Origin of the sequence: Staphylococcus simulans (assembly GCF_047037175.1) — a bacterium.
GTDB classification, from domain to species: domain Bacteria; phylum Bacillota; class Bacilli; order Staphylococcales; family Staphylococcaceae; genus Staphylococcus; species Staphylococcus simulans_C.
Genome location: NZ_CP178241.1, coordinates 512,919 through 535,606, shown reverse-complemented (window position 1 = coordinate 535,606; position 22,688 = coordinate 512,919). Strand labels below are relative to the sequence as shown.

The 22,688-nt window shown below is 37.2% G+C and carries 13 protein-coding genes; 2 read left to right on the top strand and 11 right to left on the bottom strand.

Annotated features, from left to right (window positions below; translation table 11 throughout):
* Positions 1 to 79: 79 nt before the first annotated feature.
* From mprF to parE, 8 genes are all read right to left on the bottom strand, one after another.
* Positions 80 to 2,605, bottom strand: coding sequence for a bifunctional lysylphosphatidylglycerol flippase/synthetase MprF (mprF, locus tag ACFCT9_RS02470; RefSeq protein ID WP_412520555.1), 2,526 nt, complete (start codon positions 2,603 to 2,605; stop codon positions 80 to 82).
* A 143-nt stretch (positions 2,606 to 2,748) separates the two neighbouring features.
* Positions 2,749 to 3,975, bottom strand: a complete 1,227-nt coding sequence (locus tag ACFCT9_RS02465; protein WP_412520554.1) for an AI-2E family transporter — start codon at positions 3,973 to 3,975, stop codon at positions 2,749 to 2,751.
* A 161-nt stretch (positions 3,976 to 4,136) separates the two neighbouring features.
* The gene (gene ptsG, locus ACFCT9_RS02460; protein WP_412520553.1) at positions 4,137 to 6,215 is read right to left on the bottom strand and encodes a glucose-specific PTS transporter subunit IIBC; all 2,079 of its coding nucleotides are present in this window, start codon (positions 6,213 to 6,215) and stop codon (positions 4,137 to 4,139) included.
* A 125-nt stretch (positions 6,216 to 6,340) separates the two neighbouring features.
* Positions 6,341 to 8,365 carry a glucose-specific PTS transporter subunit IIBC gene (ptsG, locus tag ACFCT9_RS02455; RefSeq protein ID WP_412520551.1) on the bottom strand — a complete coding sequence of 675 codons (2,025 nt, stop codon included), beginning with the start codon at positions 8,363 to 8,365 and terminating at the stop codon, positions 6,341 to 6,343.
* 127 nt (positions 8,366 to 8,492) lie between these two features.
* Positions 8,493 to 9,353 (bottom strand): glucose PTS transporter transcription antiterminator GlcT, encoded by an 861-nt coding sequence (gene glcT / locus ACFCT9_RS02450; RefSeq protein WP_412520549.1) that lies wholly within the window; start codon positions 9,351 to 9,353, stop codon positions 8,493 to 8,495.
* A gap of 249 nt (positions 9,354 to 9,602) precedes the next feature.
* The gene (locus tag ACFCT9_RS02445) at positions 9,603 to 11,066 is read right to left on the bottom strand and encodes an alanine/glycine:cation symporter family protein (RefSeq protein WP_412520548.1); all 1,464 of its coding nucleotides are present in this window, start codon (positions 11,064 to 11,066) and stop codon (positions 9,603 to 9,605) included.
* A gap of 287 nt (positions 11,067 to 11,353) precedes the next feature.
* Positions 11,354 to 13,777, bottom strand: coding sequence for a DNA topoisomerase IV subunit A (gene parC, locus ACFCT9_RS02440; protein WP_412520546.1), 2,424 nt, complete (start codon positions 13,775 to 13,777; stop codon positions 11,354 to 11,356).
* Positions 13,774 to 15,774: a DNA topoisomerase IV subunit B gene (gene parE, locus ACFCT9_RS02435; RefSeq protein WP_412520544.1), complete on the bottom strand. Its 2,001-nt coding sequence runs from the start codon at positions 15,772 to 15,774 to the stop codon at positions 13,774 to 13,776. Before parE ends, parC begins: the two co-directional genes overlap by 4 nt.
* A 290-nt stretch (positions 15,775 to 16,064) precedes the next feature.
* Between parE and plsY the strand changes: the two genes are divergently transcribed.
* Positions 16,065 to 16,673 (top strand): glycerol-3-phosphate 1-O-acyltransferase PlsY, encoded by a 609-nt coding sequence (plsY, locus tag ACFCT9_RS02430; RefSeq protein WP_412520543.1) that lies wholly within the window; start codon positions 16,065 to 16,067, stop codon positions 16,671 to 16,673.
* A gap of 187 nt (positions 16,674 to 16,860) precedes the next feature.
* The gene (locus ACFCT9_RS02425) at positions 16,861 to 17,157 is read left to right on the top strand and encodes a HesB/YadR/YfhF family protein (protein ID WP_412520541.1); all 297 of its coding nucleotides are present in this window, start codon (positions 16,861 to 16,863) and stop codon (positions 17,155 to 17,157) included.
* 64 nt (positions 17,158 to 17,221) lie between these two features.
* Here the strand turns inward: ACFCT9_RS02425 and menI are convergent, their stop codons facing one another.
* The 3 genes from menI to ACFCT9_RS02410 all read right to left on the bottom strand — a co-directional run bounded on the left by menI (position 17,222) and on the right by ACFCT9_RS02410 (position 22,397).
* Positions 17,222 to 17,683, bottom strand: a complete 462-nt coding sequence (gene menI, locus ACFCT9_RS02420; RefSeq protein ID WP_412520539.1) for a 1,4-dihydroxy-2-naphthoyl-CoA hydrolase MenI — start codon at positions 17,681 to 17,683, stop codon at positions 17,222 to 17,224.
* 120 nt (positions 17,684 to 17,803) lie between these two features.
* A complete protein-coding gene (gene acnA / locus ACFCT9_RS02415) occupies positions 17,804 to 20,509 on the bottom strand; it encodes an aconitate hydratase AcnA (protein WP_412520537.1) in 2,706 nt (901 codons plus the stop codon).
* Positions 20,510 to 20,771: 262 nt separating this feature from the next.
* Positions 20,772 to 22,397: a BCCT family transporter gene (locus tag ACFCT9_RS02410; protein WP_412520535.1), complete on the bottom strand. Its 1,626-nt coding sequence runs from the start codon at positions 22,395 to 22,397 to the stop codon at positions 20,772 to 20,774.
* Between the last annotated feature and the right edge of the window lie 291 nt (positions 22,398 to 22,688).

The window sequence follows — 22,688 nt, the reverse complement described above, 5'->3', positions numbered from 1 at the left end:
CAAAAAAGACCGAGACCTTATTCGTCTCGATCTAGCTTACAAATACTATTAAAGTATATCTAAAATGAAGTTGATGCAATTAGTGTTTAGAACGAATCACCAGTAGCACTTTCATCATACTTTGCCATAAAGAACTATGTCTTGAGTATACCAAATAACGCGGTTCCCACTCTGGTTTGAATTTATCTTTATAACGTCTTAAGCCGCTGAAGCGGTATAGTGTATTAAAGTTATCAAAGATTTTACCTGCAACACGTTCATTCCAGTAGGAATAGTCATTTTGACCCACATTAGATAAAGTAGCCATACCCATATTGAAAGCTTTGTAGCCTTTATCTTGGCTCCATAGCAACATATGCAAGTAAAGCGCATCCATTAATGGTAAATCCACATCTGGCAACCAGCGAATTAAATCGACAGAAATAGAGTCATTATAATACGTCGGCATTAAACTGCAGAATGCGATGACACGTCCATCTTCCTCTTTTAAAATACCAATCGGTGCTTTCGATAAATAATCATGTGTAAAACGGCCAACTGAAAAATGCATTTCATTTTTACCGTCTAACCATTGATCACTAATCGCTTCTAATTCGGTTAGAAAATCTTCTGTATATGGCGGTTCTATAATTTCAAAGTAAACATTTTGTTCTTCAAGTTTATTTAGCGTTGCTCTGAAACCTCTGCGTTTCTTACCAGAAGTTGTGAACGTTGTTAAATCAATCACCGCTTCTTCCCCTAGCTTAAAGAACTGGTTGCCGAAATCATGATACAGCGGCATATGACGATTTGTCGCTTGGTAGAAAATAATTTCATAACCGAGATGTCTTGCATAGTGATAAAGTGATTCAAATAAATCATTGAAACGTTTAGGATTTCCAATCGGATCACCTAACACCACAATACAATTCCCTTTAAAGCGATACATCACAAACGCTTCTTTTGATTCATCCATATAAACCGTTTTATCACCGCTATGCAGCAAGTGGCTTAAATAGTTCCCGCCATATTGTTCGATAATTGCTTCACACTGTTCAATATCATTCTCTGGCGTATCTTTACGATAAGCATTTTCAAATAACCACACGATAAATGTCACGATAATAATAACCGCAAGGATAGTGAACCATAAATAATAACGCAACATGGAGTTATCGACTTCGATTTTGAAAGCATCTACCGCATCTAATACAAAGACAATCATATAATGATTGAGTGTCAACATAATCACACTGATAATCAACATAGACACGAGATGACGTAAACGAATCGGACGTTTTAATACCGATGCCTTCATGAATGCATAGATTAATAAACAGAACAATACAATCAACCATGTGATTAATAAAAATGATGTGTTGGTATAGACAGTAATCGCAAAGATCAATACCGTAGAAACCATCGCAAATAAAATGGCACGACGGCTTTGTTTAAAGATCCCGCGTACATTTAACATCAAAATTAAACAAGCACTCGTATGAATCGTCACCACAATATAATAAAATATGTGATTTGGATCATACAGTCCATCATAAATAATGCTGACATTATTTAAAAGAAAGACTAAACTCGTAAACATAACGAGCAGTGCTAAAGACAGTGATGGAATTTTAGATGTAATTGATTTCTGATATGAAAATAAAAATGATGTTACTTCTTTAGCTGGTGTATAGTATTTAGATTGTTCAATATAACGTTTCGCAGATGTACCAAACTCAAACATCGATAAGATTAACGCAATCAGTACAGGGATGATGTAATATGCGAAACGATATAACATCAACGCTAAAACTATCTTTTCTTCTGGTAAATTTAAATGTTTCAATCCGACTAAAATGACCACATCAAATGCACCAAATCCACCAGGAATAAAACTGATTAAACCTGCAATGGCCGCAATAATAAAGATGCCGACAAATGATGTAAAGGACACTTGCAAGTCTACAATACGTAATGCATAATACAGCACAAAACTTGCGGCAAGCCATTCAACCCCTGATACAATCGTTAAATAGACACCCGTAAAACGACGAGAAGGTTCTACTGGTTTTTTGATTGTGATAAAGATAAAGAACGGCAAGAAACATGCGACAACATATAACAACACATGTACCACTGGGTAATCATTGAGTAAGTGCTGCGCATTAAAGACATGTGTCACGACTAAAATTGACAGCATGCTTAAACCGGTCAACATAGATAAAAGAACTAATGAAATATAATGCAATAACATTTTAGTATCTTTAACATATGGTTTATAGACCGATAAACGTGCACCTGCACCGATAAAGCCTCCGAATCCAATAATTGAATTCAGCGCATTAATAATATAACTGACACGCAGAACTTTAAATAAAGACATTTTTAATTTTAAAGTCCGCACCATCGTCACATCATACAAACTCAGTAAGAGTATAGATAATCCCCCAGCCACTAACAGACTAGTTAATTCTACACGATTTAATTTTTCAAACAGTACGAATAATTTTTTAAAATTGATAGTTGAGAGTTCTTTATATAAAGTCGTCACAACTAAGATAAAAAGAACCGTCGCAAACACAATTTTCGCACCAGTGACTAAGCGACTTTTTAATTGTTTTGACATTTTCTCCCTCTATTCCTGAACCATCTCAAGCGATTCATGAAATGATATATATTATATAAAAAATGTTACCACATCACAGCAAGATAGAATACCTAAAAAATAAACATGACACCTAACAAAAGTGTCATGCTTTAAACGATACATTATTTCAATTGATTATTCGGATTATCTGCCCATTCATCATCAGCCACTTCATAAGGGCCTGAATCTTGACCATAGTATCGATTATAACGGCGTTTAAACATGCCGAATAAGTGCGTAACTATCACTTTAATCACCGCATAACCCGGAATTGCGAGAATGACACCGACAATACCGAGTAAATTACCTGCACATAATAATACAAAGATAATCGTCAATGGATGAATCTTCAATGTTTTACCCATGACATTCGGTGAGATAAAGTGTCCTTCAATAAATTGTACCGCTGTCCATACGACAATCAATTTCACCAACATAATCGGCGATGTAATCAACGCCATAATAATAGCAGGTGAAATTGCGATCGTTGGTCCTAAATAAGGCACCACACTTGTGACAGCAGCAATACTTGCTAAAACTAAGCTGTAGTCTAATCCGATAATCGTATAACCGATAAACAGCAAGATACCGATACAAAATGATACAATGATTTGTCCTTGAATATATGAACCTACTTGTAAACTCATACTTTCAAGCACTTCATGAAAATCTTGACGGTATTTCGGTGGCATCACTTTTGTCATACCTGATTTAATGCGATGACCATCTTTTAAGAAGAAGAACAGCACAAATGGTGTTGTGACGATTACGACACCAATATTAACCACCATTTCAGCGATTGACATAATCTTCGTTCCGAAACCATCAAAGAAGTCTGAAACCATTGTCGGTACTTTCTTAGCAATTTTATCTAACTGATCTTGTATTTGTGTATAGAAATCAGACATCCCCGCCAAATGCGACCAGCTGGTTACTTGATCGACGAGTCCATTAAATTTTTCAACATAATGCGGGAAGTTATGCGCAAATGATTTGATTTGCACACTGATAACTGGAATCAGTAAATTGACAACTAACGCAATGACTGCTGCTGCGAAACAAAACAGAATAATAATTCCCCATAGTCTTGGGATATTATATCGTTCCATAAATTGAATCACCGGATTCAATAAATAAAATAGGATCAATCCTAAAATAACCGGTGCAGCAATTGTATTAAAAATAATTACAAAAGGATGAAATATGTACGAAACCTTTTCAAATATAAAAAGAGTCAATCCAATCATAATCAACATCAGAAGACCGAACATTAAGTTCTTGCCTCCGATAAATTGCATAAACCGCGTTTCACTCAGCGAAAAACGCTTCGGCTTATCATTATTTTCCATGTACTTCACCATTCCTTGCTATTGATTAATCATATTTTATCGCTATTTGGTAAAAAAGGGAACTTTTAATTGCACATTCCCACCAATGCTACTCTTTACCCCTCTATACAAACTAAAAAACTGATGCCTAAAATTTTAGACACCAGTTCCATAAATATCTACTATGATTTAACTACAGCAACTTTATCACCATGTGTCACGTGACCTTCATGAACCAACTCAACTTCTGGTTGATTTTGATTTGTGACGATAATCGGTGTAATCGTACTGTCTGCATGTTCAGCGATATAATCTACATCTACTTTCATTAACGGTTGACCCAGTATAATTTTATCTCCCGCTTCAACTAGAATATCAAAACCTTGACCTTCTAATTTAACTGTTTCTATACCGAAATGAATTAATAACTCTACACCGTCTTTAGATTCTAAACCAATCGCATGTTTCGTTGGGAAGACCATTTTCACCGTACCATCAAATGGCGCATAAACCTCTCCTTTTGATGGTTTAATCGCAAAACCGTCACCCATCATTTTGCCTGAGAAGACTTGATCAGGCACCTCTGATAATTGAACGACTTCACCACTAATCGGCGCATAAATGACTGCCCCGCCTTCAGCCACAACTTCTGCTGTTTCCGTGTCACCATCTTCAGTCACAGTTGTTTCAGCTGGAGAAGAAATCTTGCCATCCATAATCTGTTGCATATCGTGTTTGATTTGGTCTGACTTCGGTCCGAAAATCGCTTGCATGTTATTACCGACTTCAAGGACACCTGAAGCCCCTAAATCTTTTAATTCTTGAACATCCACTTGTGCCTTGTCATTGACTTCAACACGTAAACGTGTAATACATGCATCTAAATGTTTGATGTTCGTTTTACCGCCCATCGCATCTAATACTTTAAATGGTAATTCACTCACAGATACATTCGTTTGTGTAATTTCTTGGTCTTCACGACCTGGTGTTTTCAAGTTCATCTTCTTGATTAAGAATGTGAATAAGAAGTAGTACACCACTGCATAACAAATACCGACTGGAATCACTAATAATGCATTTGAACGATCCCATGATAACAAGCCATATAAGATATAATCGATGAAACCACCTGAGAAGGTCATACCGATTTTAACGCCAAGCAAATGCATAATTAAGAATGAAGAACCTGCTAAAAGTACGTGTGCAACATATAGAATTGGTGCAACAAATAAGAATGAGAACTCTAAAGGCTCTGTAATCCCTGTTAAAAACGCAGTTAAACCTGCTGATAACATTAAACCAGCAACCACTTTCTTACGTTCTGGTTTCGCTTGTCGATAAATCGCAAACGCCGCTGCTGGTAAACCAAACATCATAAATGGATATTTACCTGTTGTAAATGCCCCTGCTGTGAATGGTACACCATCTTGGTATTGTGCCATCCATATACGTTGGTCACCACGGATTAAGTTGCCCGCTTCATTCGTATAATGTCCAAATTCAAACCAAAATGGTGCATAGAAAATATGATGCAAACCAAATGGAATCAATGAGCGTTCAATAATCCCAAAGATAAATGTTGTTAACGCTAAGTTCTTACCTAATAAGAAATTAGATAAGTTGTTGAGACCATCTTGAACTGGCGGCCATACAAAGCTTAAAACAATCCCAGTTACAATAGCGACGATTGATGTGATAATCGGTACAAATCGCTTCCCTGCAAAGAATCCTAAAAATTGCGGCAGTTGAATATTGTAGAAGCGGTTATAACACATCGCTGCTAAAGCTCCGATAATGATACCGCCGAACACACCTGTTTGCAGTGTAGGAATCCCTAAGATTAATGCATGTGCTGGATCTTTTGCTGATTGACCTAACGTCTTTGCCCCTTCTGCATAAGAATAAATATCATCAATAGTGATACCTACTACTTTGCCCATTGTTGCATTCATAATTAAGTAGCCAACTAGTGCTGCAATCCCCGCAACACCATCGCCCCCTGCTAAACCAAGGGCTGTCCCCATCGCAAAGAGCAGCGGTAAGTTATCAAAGATAACTTGACCAGAGACTTCCATAATTTGACTGATCATTTGGATAAAATGATTTTCCATCCATGGTGCAAATTGTAAAATTTGTTCGTTGTGCATCGCATTACCAAAAGCGAGTAATATCCCTGCCGCCGGTAAAATTGCTACTGGCAGCATTAACGCTTTACCAATACGTTGTAATTGTCCAAAAAATAATTTAAATAACTGTGCCATTTTAGACCTCCTTGATGTAAAAAAGCACGCACTAGAAACGACCTCGTCAGTGTCTCTAGCGCGTGCTGGATATGCTTAACGCACGAATTAAAGTAATATAAGGTGTTAAATCTGTGTTGTAATTTCTATTTGATTAAGACTGCTGTATCACCATGATTCACTTGACCATGCTGTAATACTTCTAATGTGCGACCATTTAAATTAGTTACGACGATTGGTGTAATTGTACTTTCTGCATGCGCTTTAATGTAATCTAAATCAACTTTCATTAAAGGTTGGCCTAAAACAAAATGATCATTTTCTTTAACTAAGATGTCGAAACCTTGACCTTCAAGTTTAACTGTTTCTAAACCGAAGTGGATTAATAATTCCACACCTTCTTCTGATTCAATACCAATCGCATGTTTCGTTGGGAAGACCATTTTCACTGTACCGTCGAATGGTGCATAAACATCTCCATTATCAGGTTTGATTGCGATACCATCGCCCATCATTTTTTCAGAGAATACTTTATCTGGCACTTCTGTAATATCGACTAATTCACCTGTAATCGGTGCATAAATAACTGCATCGCCTGTTTGTGCAACTTTCGTTGTTGCGTCACCTTCTTCGATAACTGTTGTTTCTTCAGGAGATGTAATCTTACCGTCCATAATTTGTTGCATATTATGTTTGATTTGGTCAGATTTCGGACCGAAAATCGCTTGCATGTTGTTACCGACTTCAAGAACACCTGAAGCACCTAAATCTTTTAAGCCTTGTACATCTACTTTAGCTTTATCATTAACTTCAACACGTAAACGTGTGATACATGCATCTAAGTGTTTAATATTAGATTCACCGCCCATTGCGTCTAACACTTTGAATGGTAATTCATTCGTTGATACTGTAGATGTCTGCATTTCTTTGTCTTCACGACCTGGTGTTTTGTAGTTCATTTTTTGGATGACGAAGCGGAAGATTACATAGTAGATCGCTGCGTAAACTAAACCAACAGGGATAACTAACCACCATTGTGTCTTATTCGGTAAGATACCAAGTAAGAAGAAGTCGATGAATCCGCCAGAGAATGTGTATCCTAAATGCACATCCAATAAGTAAAGAATTAAGAATGATAAACCATCTAAGACTGCATGAATAAAGAATAATAATGGTGCTACGAATAAGAATGAGAATTCTAATGGCTCAGTGATACCTGTTAAGAATGATGTCAAAGCACCAGATAACATTAAACCAGCGACCACTTTTTTATTTTCTTTTTTCGCTGTTTGATAAATCGCAAGTGCTGCTGCTGGTAACCCGAACATCATTACAGGGAATTCACCTTGCATGAACTTACCAGCTGTTAAAGGCACGTTATCACGAATTTGTTCGATGAAGATACGTTGGTCACCATGAATAATTTGACCTGCTAAGTTTTTGTAAGAACCGAATTCAAACCAGAACGGCGCATGGAAGATATGATGTAAACCGAATGGAATCAATAAACGTTTAATGAAACCAAATAGGAATACCGCAAGGCCTGTGTTTGAAGCTAATAAGCCTTCACTGAATGCATTTAAGCCGCCTTGGATAAATGGCCAAATAATCGCCATTGGGAACGCTAAAATGAATGACAATGTAGCCATCATAATCGGCACGAAACGTTTCCCTGCAAAGAATCCTAAATAACTTGGTAACGAGATATTATAGAACTTGTTATAACACCAGGCGGCTAAAGCACCAATAATGATACCGCCGAACACACCTGTTTGTAATGTTGGAATCCCTAATACTGTCGCAAAACCTTTCGCAGCATCTGCTGCTTTTTCAGGGGTTACATCTAAGAACATCCCCATTGTTTTGTTTAAGACGATAAAACCGACAAATGCTGCGATCGCTGCAACACCATCACCGCCAGCTAATCCTATTGCGACCCCTAATGCGAAGATAATCGCCAAGTTATCAAAGATGATCCCGCCGGCACCTTCCATCATTTTCGCAACGTTTTGAACACCTTCTACTTTAATAAAAGGCAGTAAACTTTGAAGCGCATCGCCTTGGAAGGCGTTCCCTAATGCCAAAAGTAAACCCGCTGCCGGTAAAATCGCAACAGGAAGCATTAAGGCTTTACCAATACGTTGCAATTGACCGAAAAACTTTTTCCACATAAAAGTTTCCTCCTAAATTTATAAAGTTGTAAACATCACCGAGCGACATAGCAGCAAAGAAAAAAGGCATGAGTAATAAAAGCTGGAGGTACGACCAACTTTCATGACTCATGCCTAATCGAATTAGTTACACGTTATGATTTTGATTTTTATTCGCAAAATGATAAATATGCAACGTCAGATACGAGAGCTCCGCTTCATAAACTGGAACTTCAAGATGCTGCTGCATCATTTTAATGATTTTAACAGCTATATTATAGCACACAGGATAATGCGCTTTCAACATGTTTCCGAAATCTTCATTCACTTGAATCGTTTCACCTTTTTGCAGGCGTCTGATCAAGAATTGAATGTGGCGGATAAAGCGTTGATACACAATAGAACTTGTATCAATTGTATAACCTAAATCATGTTCCATGATGTGCACACTCTTATTGATAATCTCATTCGTCAATCTAACTTCACTTAACGTTAAATCATCTTTGCTGCTTGCGATATGTAAAGCAATAAAGCCGATTTCATCATCTGGAAAATCAATGTCTAACAAACCATTCAAATGTTCTATCACTTGCACCGCGATTTGGTACGATTCGGGATATAATTGTTTCGTTTCAATTAAGAAAGGATTTTTAATAAATTGTTGTTGTTTAATACGTTTATACGCGAACAAGATATGATCAGTTAAAGCTACGACTAAATCATTATTATCAACTGTGCGATCAGCTTTGGTAATGATATCAATCGCTTCAATGATTGATTGTAAGACATCATCATCTGCCATCTCTACTAACGCTTTATAATGTTCTTGTTCTGATTTATGTTCTAATTTATAAACCTTATCAATCATCGCTTTATCAGATAACTGCATCCCTTTTTTCTTGCTGAACCCGATACCTTTTCCGATAAGCACGACTTCGTGTTGTTGTGTGTCGTCTTTACAGATGATGACGTTATTATTTAATACTTTCTCTATCACGTAGCTGCTCATGAAGATCACCTTTTCTCCTCAATACTCTATCCTATTCATTATAGCCCATTTCTTTATGCATCGTGCTGAATTAGAGATAATTTTACCATATCCCTGTATGTACTTGGGCTGATTTTAATAATTTCATGTTTTTCTCCCTAAGAAATACAATAATTTGTCATTTTTTCTACTATTAAAAAATCCCCTTATCTCAAACATGAGTATGTGAGATAAGGGGATTAAAATTTAATCATTTTTAATGACGCTAGATTATTTTTTACGTGTTAATTGTTTCGCTGGATCGCCCCAACATTCAATACCGAATAAATTAATTTCTAAATTCTCTGGTTTGAAGATTGGTTTCTTACCAGCTTTTCTTTGCTCATGATAATCTTTCATGACCGCGAGTGCTATGTTCGATAAGGCGATAATGGAAATAATATTAACGATTGCCATTAAGCCCATGAATACGTCCGCAGTACTCCATACTGTTTCTGTTTTCACTACTGCACCAAAGAAGACCAACACTACAACTAAACATCTGAAAATAAATAAGATTGTTTTATTGTATGATAAGAATTCAATGTTAGATTGACCATAATAATAGTTGCCGATGACAGATGAGAAAGCGAAAAGTGTAATCGCGATAGATAAGAAAATACCGCCTACGCTTCCTAAGTGTTCGTTCAATGCTGATTGTGTCACCGCAACCCCTTGAGGTGCACCTTCACCAAATTGTAAACCACTATATAATAAAATCACGATAGCTGTTGCTGTACAAACTAAGATTGTGTCAAAGAATACACCTAATGATTGAAGTAAACCTTGTTTCACTGGGTGTGGCACAGCTGCTGTGGCTGCGGCGTTCGGCGCAGAACCCATACCAGCTTCGTTTGAGAATAAACCACGTTTAATCCCTTGCAACACTGCAGCACCTACTGCACCGCCTGTTGCTTGTTCAATCCCAAATGCACTCTTGAAGATAGTTAAAATCATCGGAATGATTTGGTCATAGTTCATCACTAAGATGACTAACACAACACCGATATAAATAATTGCCATAATCGGTACGATATAAGAAGACAATGTTGCGATACTTCTCACACCGCCGAAAATGATAATACCTGTCAGTACTGCTAAAACACTACCTGTGATTACAGGACTGATGTGATATTGTGTTTTCAATGATTCTGCAATGGTATTCGCTTGAACTGTATTAAAGACAAAGGCGAATGTCACTGTGATTAAGACCGCAAATAGGACACCTAACCATCTTTGATTCAAACCTTTTGTCATATAGTAGGCAGGGCCGCCACGGAAACCGCCTTCTTTATCAGGAACTTTATAGACTTGTGCTAACACAGCTTCTACAAATGCGCTGGCTGCACCGATAGATGCGATAATCCACATCCAAAAGACAGCCCCTGGACCACCTAAGACAATCGCAGTCGCAACACCCGCAATGTTCCCCGTACCAACACGAGAACCAGCACTGATTGCGAAAGCTTCAAAAGGTGAAATCCCTTTTTCGCCATTATCTAGCGTTTCTGGCTTTTCAAATAATGCTCTGATCATTTCTCTAAATGACGTAAACTGGATAAACCTGGAACTGATTGTAAAGAAGAGACCTGCTGTTAACAATAAACCGATTAAGTATTGCGACCAAATCAAGTCATTGCCGACTTCAACAAAAGTCTTAAACCAACCAGGTACTAAACTATCAAAATCTTTCACATTTATTACCTCATATTCTGTTAAATATTTATGTATATCTGATACATAACAAATGGAATATATCATCGAACTTTGACAATATATGCCGATTAAATAAAAAAATACCCAAGAAGCAGAATTATCAAAAATATACTGCCCTGGTTATTTCATTTGATTTACTCTTTATTTTATCATCTTAACAATTATCTGACTATATTTTTTTGCAAAACCTAACGCAACATAAAGAAAAGCTGTTCATAAGAAAAGCGCCACCGCTTCTTCTTTGAACAGCTTCAAGATTATAAATTTTATGCTTCAGGTTCACTCATATCAGATACAGTTAATGCTTCAACATCACCGAATGTATCTACATCAACCACAAATGAACCATTGGTATATTGTTCTGTGAGATGTACATCTCCGCCTGTACCTGTAAAGGTATCTTTTTTAGAATACAACGTATATTGTGCAGCTGGATTTACTATCACATCTGCCCCTACAATACGATGCGGTTTACTTTTGAGTTCTTTCAACAATTTGATACCGCGTTGTGCACGCTTAGCTTCTGTTAATACATTGTAACCGATACGTTTGACTGCACCTCTTTGTGTCGCCATTAATATCGTATCATCTGGCTGTATAAGTTGCGTCATCACGACATAATCATCATCTTTAAGATTAATAGATTTCACACCTGCAGCACGTAAACCTGTACTTGATAACTCATCTGTCGCATAACTCAATGACATACCTGTATGTGTCACCACAGTGAGTAACTGCGGAGCTTCAATACGCATCACATTGATCACAATGTCATCATCTTTTAACTTCATCGCAATCAACGGTTTGTTGAAACGTGTTGTCTTAAACAGACTTAACTCACTTTTCTTAATCATACCGTTTTTCGTTGCCATGATGTAATCAGCTTGTTGTTTAAAGTCCCGTTCAGTAAAGACATCAATGACGCGTTCATCATTTTCTATCGGCACAAGTTGCGAAATATGCTGACCAAGATCTTTCCACTTGATATCAGACAATTTGTGCACCGGCAAGTAGAGATAACGTCCTTTGTCCGTAAAGACTAACGCAATATGTTGTGTATTGGTTTCTACATAACGTAATAAGCTGTCGCCATCTTTTAATCCGACTTCTTCTACTTTATTCGCATTAAAGCTGCGGACTGAAGTCCGTTTAATGTAGCCATCTTTAGATAAGCTTAAAATTGTTTCTTCGCTTGGCACAATAACTTCTTTAGAAATTTTAATTTCAGAAATCTCAGCTTCAATACGAGATAAACGTTCTGTTTTGAAACGTTTACGAATCTCTTTCAATTCATCTTTAATGACGTTTAATAACGCATCATGATTATCTAAGATATGACGTAAGCCTTTAATTTTTTCTTCTAATTCACTATGTTCTTCTTCAAGCGCCACAATATCTGTATTCGTTAAACGATATAATTGTAATGTCACAATGGCTTCTGCTTGTTCTTCTGTGAAATCAAATTCTGCGACTAAATTATCTTTCGCATCACGTTTATTTTTAGATCCGCGGATAATCGCAATGACTTCATCTAAGACAGATAAAGCTTTCATTAAACCTTCAACAATGTGCATACGTTTTTCTGCATTGAATAAATCAAAACGCGTACGTTTTGTGACCACTTCAATTTGGTGATTTAAGTAACTGTCGATAATTTGACGGATGCCCATTTGTTTTGGACGTCCATCGCTGATTGCGACCATATTGAAGTTATAAGAGATTTGTAAATCTGTGTTTTTGTATAAGAAGTTTAAAATCGCTTCACTATTCACATCTTTTTTCAATTCAATCGCAATTCGTAATCCCGTACGGTCTGTTTCATCACGTACCTCTACGATGCCATCTACTTTTTTATCTGCACGCAGTTCATCAATCTTTTTCACAAGCGCACTCTTATTTACTTCGTATGGAATCTCAGATACAACCAATTCTTGTCTGCCGTTGCGTAACGTTTCAGTTTCTACCATAGAACGCACCACAATACGGCCTTTACCTGTTTCATACGCCTTTTTAATGCCGTCCACACCTTGGATAATACCGCCAGTTGGGAAGTCAGGACCTTTGATAGACTTCATTAACTGATTCACCGTAATATCTGGGTTATCAATGTATTTCAATGTCGCATTAATCACTTCACCTAAATTGTGCGGTGGAATATCTGTCGCATACCCAGCAGAAATCCCTGTTGAACCATTGACTAATAAGTTTGGAAAACGTGCAGGCAATACCATCGGTTCAGTTGTTGTATCATCATAGTTCGGCACAAATGCGACTGTTTCTTTATTGATATCTCGCAGCAATTCTTCGGAAAGCTGACTCAGCTTTGCCTCTGTATAACGCATCGCAGCTGGCGGGTCATTATCAATACTCCCGTTATTCCCGTGCATTTCAATTAAGACATGACGCAATTTCCAATCTTGGCTGAGTCGCACCATCGCATCATAGACAGAAGAGTCGCCATGCGGGTGGAATTGTCCAATAACATCCCCGACTGTTTTGGCACTTTTACGGAAATTTTTATCAAATGTATTACCGCTTGAATACATCGCATATAAAATACGGCGTTGTACCGGTTTTAAGCCATCTCTGACATCTGGGAGGGCACGTTCTTGGATGATGTATTTACTATAGCGGCCGAAGCGGTCGCCTATGACATCTTCTAACGAAAGGTCTTGGATGATTTCGCTCAATTTACTTCCTCCTCATCGTATGCATCTTGATCTAAAATTTCAATTTCATCATTTTCTAAAATACTTTGATCTTCTTGCATACCAAATTCTACATGACGTTCTATCCAATCACGACGTGGCGCAACTTTGTCACCCATTAACGTCGTAACACGTTTTGATGAACGAACTTCATCTTCCACATTAACACGAATCAACGTACGCGTTTCCGGATTCATGGTAGTTTCCCATAATTGATCAGGGTTCATTTCACCTAAACCTTTATAACGTTGTAAGCTGAAACCTTTGCCTAATTGTTTTTGAAGTTTTTCCAGTTCATCATCAGTCCATGCATATTCTACTTTTTTCGCTTTACCTTTGCCTTTTTCTAATTTATAAAGCGGTGGCAATGCTATAAACACGCGACCTGCTTGTACAAGCGGCTTCATGTATTTAAAGAAGAACGTTAATAATAATACTTGGATATGCGCACCATCTGTATCGGCATCGGTCATAATGATGACACGATTGTAGTTGCTGTCTTCTAATTTAAATTCAGTTCCTACACCTGCACCGATTGTATGAATGATTGTGTTTATTTCTTCATTTTTGAAAATATCTTCTAAACGCGCTTTTTCAGTATTAATGACTTTACCGCGTAACGGCAATATCGCTTGATATTTACGGTCACGTCCAAGTTTCGCTGAACCGCCTGCAGAGTCACCCTCTACTAAATACAGTTCTTTCTTCTCTGTATTTTTACTTTGTGCAGGTGTTAACTTTCCTGATAATAACGTGTCTTTACGTTTATTCTTTTTACCAGAACGTGCATCTTCACGTGCTTTACGTGCAGCCTCTCTTGCTTGTTGTGCTTTCACTGCTTTTTTAACAAGAGATTTAGACAATTGCCCTTTCTCTTCTAAATAGAAAGGAAATTTTTCTGAGACAACGTTATCCACTGCACTTCTTGCTTCTGCCGTACCAAGTTTAGATTTTGTTTGACCTTCGAATTGCAATAACTCTTCAGGAATACGTACAGAAATAATTGCTGTTAAGCCTTCTCGAATATCATTACCATCTAAGTTCTTATCTTTTGCTTTCAACTCACCGATACGGCGTGCATAATCATTGAACACACGTGTCATCGCAGTTTTAAAACCGACTTCATGTGTGCCGCCGTCTTTAGTACGTACGTTATTGACAAAGCTTAAGATACTTTCAGAATATTGATCATTATATTGGAAAGCGATATCGACTTCGATACCATTGGCTTCTCCTGCAAACGTCGCAACATCATGCAAGACTTCTTTGCCTTCATTGACATAAGATACAAATGCTTTAATTCCCTCTTCATAATGATATATTTCTTCTCTCTCTTTACCAGAACGTAAGTCTGTTAGAGTGATTTTTAGATTTTTTAACAGGAAGGCTGATTCTTGTAGGCGTTCACTCAATGTATCAAAATTGAAAGTTGTAGCTGATTTAAAGATTTCAGGGTCTGGTTTGAACGTCACTTTCGTTCCTTTTTTACGTGTCTTACCCTTTTTCTCTAAACCCGTCGCAGGCAATCCGCCTTGATTGAAACGCTGTTCGTAAATAAAGCCATCTCTATAAATTTCAACGACGAGCCATTCACTTAATGCGTTCACAACAGAAGCACCTACACCATGTAAACCGCCTGATGTTTTGTAGCCGCCTTGACCGAATTTTCCTCCGGCATGCAAGACTGTAAAGATAACTTCTACTGTTGGTTTGCCAGATTTATGAATCCCTGTCGGCATCCCACGTCCATTATCTTCGATTGTGATACTATCATCTTTATTGATAGTTACTTTAATTTCATTACCATAACCGTTCAATACCTCATCGACTGAGTTATCTACGATTTCATATACTAAGTGGTGTAAACCACGTTTATCGGTTGACCCAATATACATTCCTGGTCTTTTACGGACTGCTTCTAATCCTTCTAGTACTTGAATTGAATCGTCCGAATAGTTTTGTCGTTTATTTGTTGCCAATCGATTCTTCGCCTCCTACAAACGTACGTTCGTTTATAAAACATTACAATAAACATTCTTACTTAAATCAAGCCAAAATGCAAGCCAGAAATTGATTTGAATGTGATAACATTTTACAACGTAACGAAAAAAGATTTCTTTCAATAAAATATTTTGTTACTATGAAAATCGAGCGTAGTCACTTAAACTATAAATAGTGAGAAAGTGTCGTATATTCATAGAACAGTCCACTTCAACATGGTGGATGTGGTAAAATAACGTTATCGTCAATAAAGGAAGTGTCAAAGTCAATGATGATTGTACTCATGCTGCTGCTTGCCTATTTAGTAGGCTCGTTCCCAAGCGGTATTATAATTGGAAAGTTATTTTTTAATAAAGATATAAGACAATTTGGAAGCGGAAATACCGGTGCCACAAACAGTTTTCGTGTTTTAGGCAGACCTGCCGGATTTGCGGTTACCTTCTTAGATATATTTAAAGGTTTTATTGTAGTTTTCTTTCCGCTATGGTTCCCGATTCAGATTACAGGGCCTGTCAGTGAATTCTTTACACACGGCATGATTGTCGGTGTCTTTGCGATTGTTGGTCATGTATTTCCTGTCTTTCTTAAATTCAAAGGCGGAAAAGCTGTCGCAACCAGTGCAGGTGTGGTATTAGGTGTTGCTCCGATTTTACTATTAATCTTAGCAGCCATCTTCTTTATCACGTTAAAACTAACTAAATACGTATCATTATCTAGTATTGTCGCAGCCATCTGCTGCGTGATTGGATCATTTATTATCCAAGATTATATTTTGCTTGGTGTCAGTATCATTGTTGCAATCTTATTGATTATCAGACACCGTACAAATATCGCAAGAATCTTTAAAGGTGAAGAGCCTAAAATTAAATGGATGTAAACTATTGACCGGGACAAGATTTGTTCCGGTTTTTTTATGACTATTCAAACATTTGTCAAATTAGTTCTATACTTTTTAAAGAAATTGAGCATTTCAGGTTATTCTACATACTATAACGGTTATACTCTTATTATATGAATCATTCTATGCAACAATTTATTTTGGTAATAATGAGAGGAGTTTTACCATGGAATTGAAATTGACAGATAAAGCAATCAACTGGTTCAAAGATGAATTTGATTTACCAGAAGAAGGAAAAGCCATTCATATTTTCGTACGTTATGGCGGAGAACCTCAAATCAAACAAGGTTTCAGCCCTGCATTTAATCTTGATAACCGCAACGATCAACCGATTGAAATCGGATTTGAACAAGAATACGACGGCGTAAACATCATTATTGCCGAAAAAGATTTATGGTACTTTGAAGATGTCACATTAACAATTGATGTTGATGATAAAGATGAAATTACATTCAAATTTTAATAACCGTTAAAACACATATAAAACTGGGGCATCTCGATGTCCCAGTTTTTCTATACCTATTTACTTATTGAATACCATTCGTGACTTCAAAATGCTCGCCAGCTCTATTTCGTTTCTCTACCTCTTGATAAACGGCATGCCAATCAGGGAAATGTCGATCTAAACGAACCGGTGTATGTGAATCTTCTGTCATACAAATCAGTTCTGTTGAACCTGTGGTCGCTATTTCACCTTTTTCGTTATAAATCTCATAGTGATATAAAGAACGTAAACGTGTATAACGTTCTACCCATGTTTTGACTTTGACTTTCTCTGGATAAGTCACAGGTTTAATAAATTTCACATCTAAATGCGTTACAGGAGAAATGATGCCGCGTGCTTCCATATCTGCATAGTTGAAGCCAAGCTTGCTTATATAGTCTGTACGTGCAACTTCAAACCATGTCGCATAGTTGCCGTGATAAATAAAACCCATTTTATCAGTCTCTTGGTATCTTGCTTCTATTTCAGTTATACTGTATATCATTTTTACGCCACACTTTCTTTTCTCATTTCATGTTATATGATAGCACAAAATGAAGAGGCTAAGACAGTTTCAAACTATCTTAGCCTCACATCATTATTCTATGTGAATAAGGATTACACCTTATGCATTCGCTAATTTGTTACGTAATACAAGTTGTAAGATACCGCCATGACGGTAGTAGTCTAATTCAACTTGAGAATCGAAACGTGCGATAACTTCGAATTCGATTGTTTCGCCGTTTTCTTTTTTAGCTGTAACTTTAACTTTATCATGTGGTTTTACTGATTCATCGATGTCTACTGAAATTTCTTCAGTACCATCTAAACCAAGGCTGTCAGCTGATTCGCCGTCTTGGAATTGAAGCGGTAATACACCCATCATTACTAAGTTAGAACGGTGGATACGTTCGTAGCTTTGAGCGATAACAGTTTTAACACCTAATAAGTTTGTACCTTTCGCAGCCCAGTCACGAGAAGAACCCATACCGTAGTCATTGCCTGCAAGGACAACTAAACCAGTACCGTCTTCTTTGTATTTCATTGCTGCGTCGTAAATTGACATTACTTCACCTGTTGGCCAGTAAGTTGTGAAGCCGCCTTCTGTACCTGGCGCTAATTGGTTTTTGATACGGATGTTTGCGAATGTACCTCTAACCATAACTTCGTGGTTACCACGACGAGAACCGTATGAGTTGAATTCTCTGATTGGTACACCGTTTTCTTGCAAGTATTGACCTGCTGGCGTATCTTTACCGATTGCACCTGCTGGTGAAATGTGGTCAGTTGTTACTGAGTCACCAAATTTACCCATCACGCGTAAGTTGTTAAGCGGTTCGATTTTTCCTGGTTCTTTTGATAAACCTTGGAAGAATGTAGGGTTTTGGATATATGTTGATTTAGGATCAAAGTCATATAATGGTTGATCCGTTGTTTCAATTTCATTCCACATTTCGTTATTTGTGTAAACATCTGCATATTCTTCACGGAATAAGTCAGGTGTTACAGTGCTTTCAACTGTGTCAGCAACTTCTTTGATTGATGGCCAGATATCATTTAAGTATACATCGTTGCCATCTTTGTCTTGACCGATTGGGTCATGTTGTAAGTCGATATCCACAGTACCTGCTAAAGCATAAGCCACAACTAATGGTGGTGATGCTAAGTAGTTACCTTTCACTAATGGGTGAATACGACCTTCGAAGTTACGGTTACCAGATAATACAGAAGTTACTAATAAGTCTTCACCTGAAATTGCTTTTTCAATTTCTGGTAATAATGGACCAGAGTTACCGATACATGTCGTACAACCATAACCTACTAAGTTAAAGCCTAATGCATCTAAGTACTCTTGTAAGCCTGAATCATCTAAATAGCCTGTTACAACTTTTGAACCTGGCGCAAGTGATGTTTTCACGTATTCAGGTACTTTCATACCTTTTTCAACTGCTTTTTTCGCAACTAAACCAGCACCTAACATAACGTATGGGTTAGATGTGTTTGTACAAGAAGTGATTGCCGCAATTGCGATATCACCTGTTGTCATTTTAGCAGTGTGGCCATCTTCAAATTCAATTGTTGCTTCTTTGTCGAACTCTGATTCGTCGAATCCAAAACCTTGGTTACCTGCTGGAGCAGTAACTGCTTTTTCGAATTCTTGTTTCATATCGCCTAATTTGATTAAATCTTGTGGACGTTTAGGACCTGATAAAGAAGGTTCTACAGTAGATAAGTCTAATTCAACCACATCTGTGTATGAAGGATCTTCTTTTTCTACATCGAAGAACATATGGTTTTGTTTCAAGTATTCTTCAACTAATCCAATTTGTTCTTCTGTACGGCCAGTTAAACGTAAGTATTTTAATGATTCTTCATCTACTGGGAAGAAACCACATGTTGCACCATATTCAGGTGCCATGTTAGCAATTGTAGCACGGTCAGCTAATGGTAAGTGTTGTACACCAGGACCATAGAATTCTACGAATTTACCAACAACGCCTTTTTTACGTAACTCTTCAGTTACACGTAAAGCTAAGTCAGTTGCTGTTGCACCTTGTGGTAATTGGTTTTCTAAACGTACACCAATTACATCTGGGATTGGGAAGTATGAAGGTTGACCTAACATACCTGCTTCAGCTTCAATACCGCCGACACCCCAACCTAATACGCCAAGACCATTGATCATTGTCGTATGAGAGTCAGTACCGACTAATGTATCTGGGAATGCAACTGTTTCTCCATCTACGTCTCTCGCATGAACAACATTCGCTAAATACTCTAAGTTAACTTGGTGCACGATACCTGTTGCTGGTGGAACAGCATTGTAGTTATCGAATGCTTTTGTTGCCCAGTTTAAGAATTGGTAACGTTCAAAGTTACGGTGGAATTCTAATTTCATGTTTTGACGTAATGCATCTGGATTCGCATAGCTGTCTACTTGTACTGAGTGGTCAATAACTAAGTCTACAGGTACTTCTGGGTTAATTTTATTAATGTCGCCGCCTACATCATCCATTGCTTTACGTAATGAAGCTAAGTCAACAACTGCTGGTACACCTGTGAAGTCTTGTAAGATAACACGAGATGGTTTGAATGGTACTTCACCTTCAGCGCCATCACCGAATTTCGCTAATTCTTTAATGTGATCATCAGTGATAACGAAGCCATCCTCTTGACGTAATACTGATTCTAGTAATACACGGATTGAATATGGCAATTTGTTGATTTTAGTTAAACCTTGTTCTTCTAATGACTGCAAATCGTAAAAAGTATACGTTTTGTCGTTTAAAGTAAACGTTTTCTTTGCTTGTTCTTTTAAGTTAGAAGACATCTAAATCCCCCCTGATTAATATTAATGCCTTTAATTAGATTGTATATTGATATGATAGCGAATACAACTGATATTCATTAAAAACCCATTTGTTCCTTGTTTTTGTTTTATAATCAGTAAGTATAAGAAATCCTTATCATATACGGTTCGTGTAATAAGTATCTATTATGTATTGAGAATTATTTTCATTTATTCGACTCAAGCATATAAAAAATGCGCTGCCTTTCAATGTTTTATTGAAAGACAACGCATATCTCATCGATTAAGAATCTTGATGTTGTGCTTGTTGACGTGCTTTACGTTTTTCTAAAATATCTTCTTCATAATCTTGTTGTGAATATTTCACATACTCTTCTAAACGATGCTTATTAGGCGTTAATGTTAAACCTAAGAACTTACGTTCACGGTTCGCATCTTTGTAGAAGGCAATCATCATTAATATGATGACTATGGAGAATGGCAAGGCACTGATAATCGCCGCACTTTGTAGTGAGTTTAAGCCAGTATCTCCGCCTGAGAATAACAAGATAAATGCGATTAATGATTGCGCAATACCCCAAGTTACTTTAATCATTGATGAAGGTTCAAGTGAACCATATGATGTCTGCATACCTAACACGAATGTTGCTGAGTCTGCAGAAGTAACGAAGAATGATGCAATCAAGAGTAACGCAACGATTGATAACACAATACCAAGCGGCAAGTGATTGAACACGCCGAATAATTGCGTTTCAGGTGACATTTTGAATAGTTCAGGATGTTTTTTACCAGTTTCAATACCTAGTACACCGAACACACTGAACCAAATGAAGCTGACAAGTGCTGGTACTAATAATACGCCTGAAACGAATTCACGAATTGAACGTCCTTTAGATACACGTGCGATGAACACACCTACGAATGGACTCCAGCTTAACCACCAGCCCCAATAGTATAGTGTCCAGCCTGACATCCATTCACGTTTTTGTGGATTTAACGCTGCTGTATCAAAACTGTTGAATAAGAATGTATTCAACAAGCTACCTGTTGAGCTTGTTAACATATCTAAGATTAATACAGTTGGACCAATAATTAGTGCGACTATCATCAAGATTGTTCCTAAACCGATGTTTAAGTTACTTAAATATTGGATCCCTTTACTGATACCAGACCAAGCTGATGCGATGAACAAGATAGTTACAATTATGATAATGACACCTTGTACCCAAACATTGTTTGGAAGACCAAATAAGTAATGTAAACCACCATTGATTTGTAGCGCACCCATACCTAATGATACCGCTACACCGACAACAGTTGCGAAGACTGCTAAGACGTCAATGATTGTTCCAATTGGTCCATCTACTTTATCGCCTAAGATAGGACGTAAAGTCTTAGATAATAAACCTGGTTCTCCTTTTCTGAACTGTGCATAAGCAAGTGCTAATGCAACTACACCATAAGTTGCCCATGCATGGAAGCCCCAGTGGAAGAACGTAGAACGCAATGCTTCTGTATAAGCTTGAGCTGTTTCAGGTTTCGCATTTGGCGGCGCCGCAAAATGTCCCATTGGTTCTGCTGCACCATAGAATACTAAACCGATACCCATACCTGCACTGAATAACATCGCAAACCAAGAAATCGTATTGAATTCTGGTTTATCGTTCGGCTTACCTAGTTTCAGTTTTCCAATTGGGCTGAAGATAAGGAAAACACAGAAGAATACTAAGATTGTAGTTAAGATTAAGTAATACCAACCCAATTTATCGGTAATCCAAAGTTTGATTGTATTTGTAACATGATCAAACTGAGATGGGAAGATTGCACCAGCAAGTACTACGATAAGTACAATAAGCGAAGCGTAAATAAAGACTGGTGAAAACTTCTTACCTTTTTGAGAAGAATCCATAATCAATTACACCCTTTCTAGAATATTTTATTGTCGATACTATGCATTTGATATTTTATAACAAAATATCATTTTAGTAAAAAACCAAGTATAATCATAACAAAATCAAGTTGTATGGGCAAATTTAGAAAAATTGATTATACAATCGCATATAAATCAATTTTATTAAAAATACATTGAGTAATAATTAACTTGATTTCTTTCTATAGAGTTATACATTACTTTAACATACCCTTTTACCAGATAAATAACTTAGAAATAGGAACTTTTTTAAGTAAACGCTTACTATAA

Excerpts from the sequence above, each read along its gene's own strand:
- ACFCT9_RS02410 (WP_412520535.1), bottom strand. The coding sequence starts at position 22,397 with ATGGATTCTTCTCAAAAAGGTAAGAAGTTTTCACCAGTCTTTATTTAC.
- plsY (WP_412520543.1), top strand. The coding sequence starts at position 16,065 with ATGATGATTGTACTCATGCTGCTGCTTGCCTATTTAGTAGGCTCGTTC.
- acnA (WP_412520537.1), bottom strand. The coding sequence starts at position 20,509 with ATGTCTTCTAACTTAAAAGAACAAGCAAAGAAAACGTTTACTTTAAAC.
- ptsG (WP_412520551.1), bottom strand. The coding sequence starts at position 8,365 with ATGTGGAAAAAGTTTTTCGGTCAATTGCAACGTATTGGTAAAGCCTTA.
- ptsG (WP_412520553.1), bottom strand. The coding sequence starts at position 6,215 with ATGGCACAGTTATTTAAATTATTTTTTGGACAATTACAACGTATTGGT.
- ACFCT9_RS02425 (WP_412520541.1), top strand. The coding sequence starts at position 16,861 with ATGGAATTGAAATTGACAGATAAAGCAATCAACTGGTTCAAAGATGAA.
- ACFCT9_RS02465 (WP_412520554.1), bottom strand. The coding sequence starts at position 3,975 with ATGGAAAATAATGATAAGCCGAAGCGTTTTTCGCTGAGTGAAACGCGG.
- menI (WP_412520539.1), bottom strand. The coding sequence starts at position 17,683 with ATGATATACAGTATAACTGAAATAGAAGCAAGATACCAAGAGACTGAT.
- mprF (WP_412520555.1), bottom strand. The coding sequence starts at position 2,605 with ATGTCAAAACAATTAAAAAGTCGCTTAGTCACTGGTGCGAAAATTGTG.
- glcT (WP_412520549.1), bottom strand. The coding sequence starts at position 9,353 with ATGAGCAGCTACGTGATAGAGAAAGTATTAAATAATAACGTCATCATC.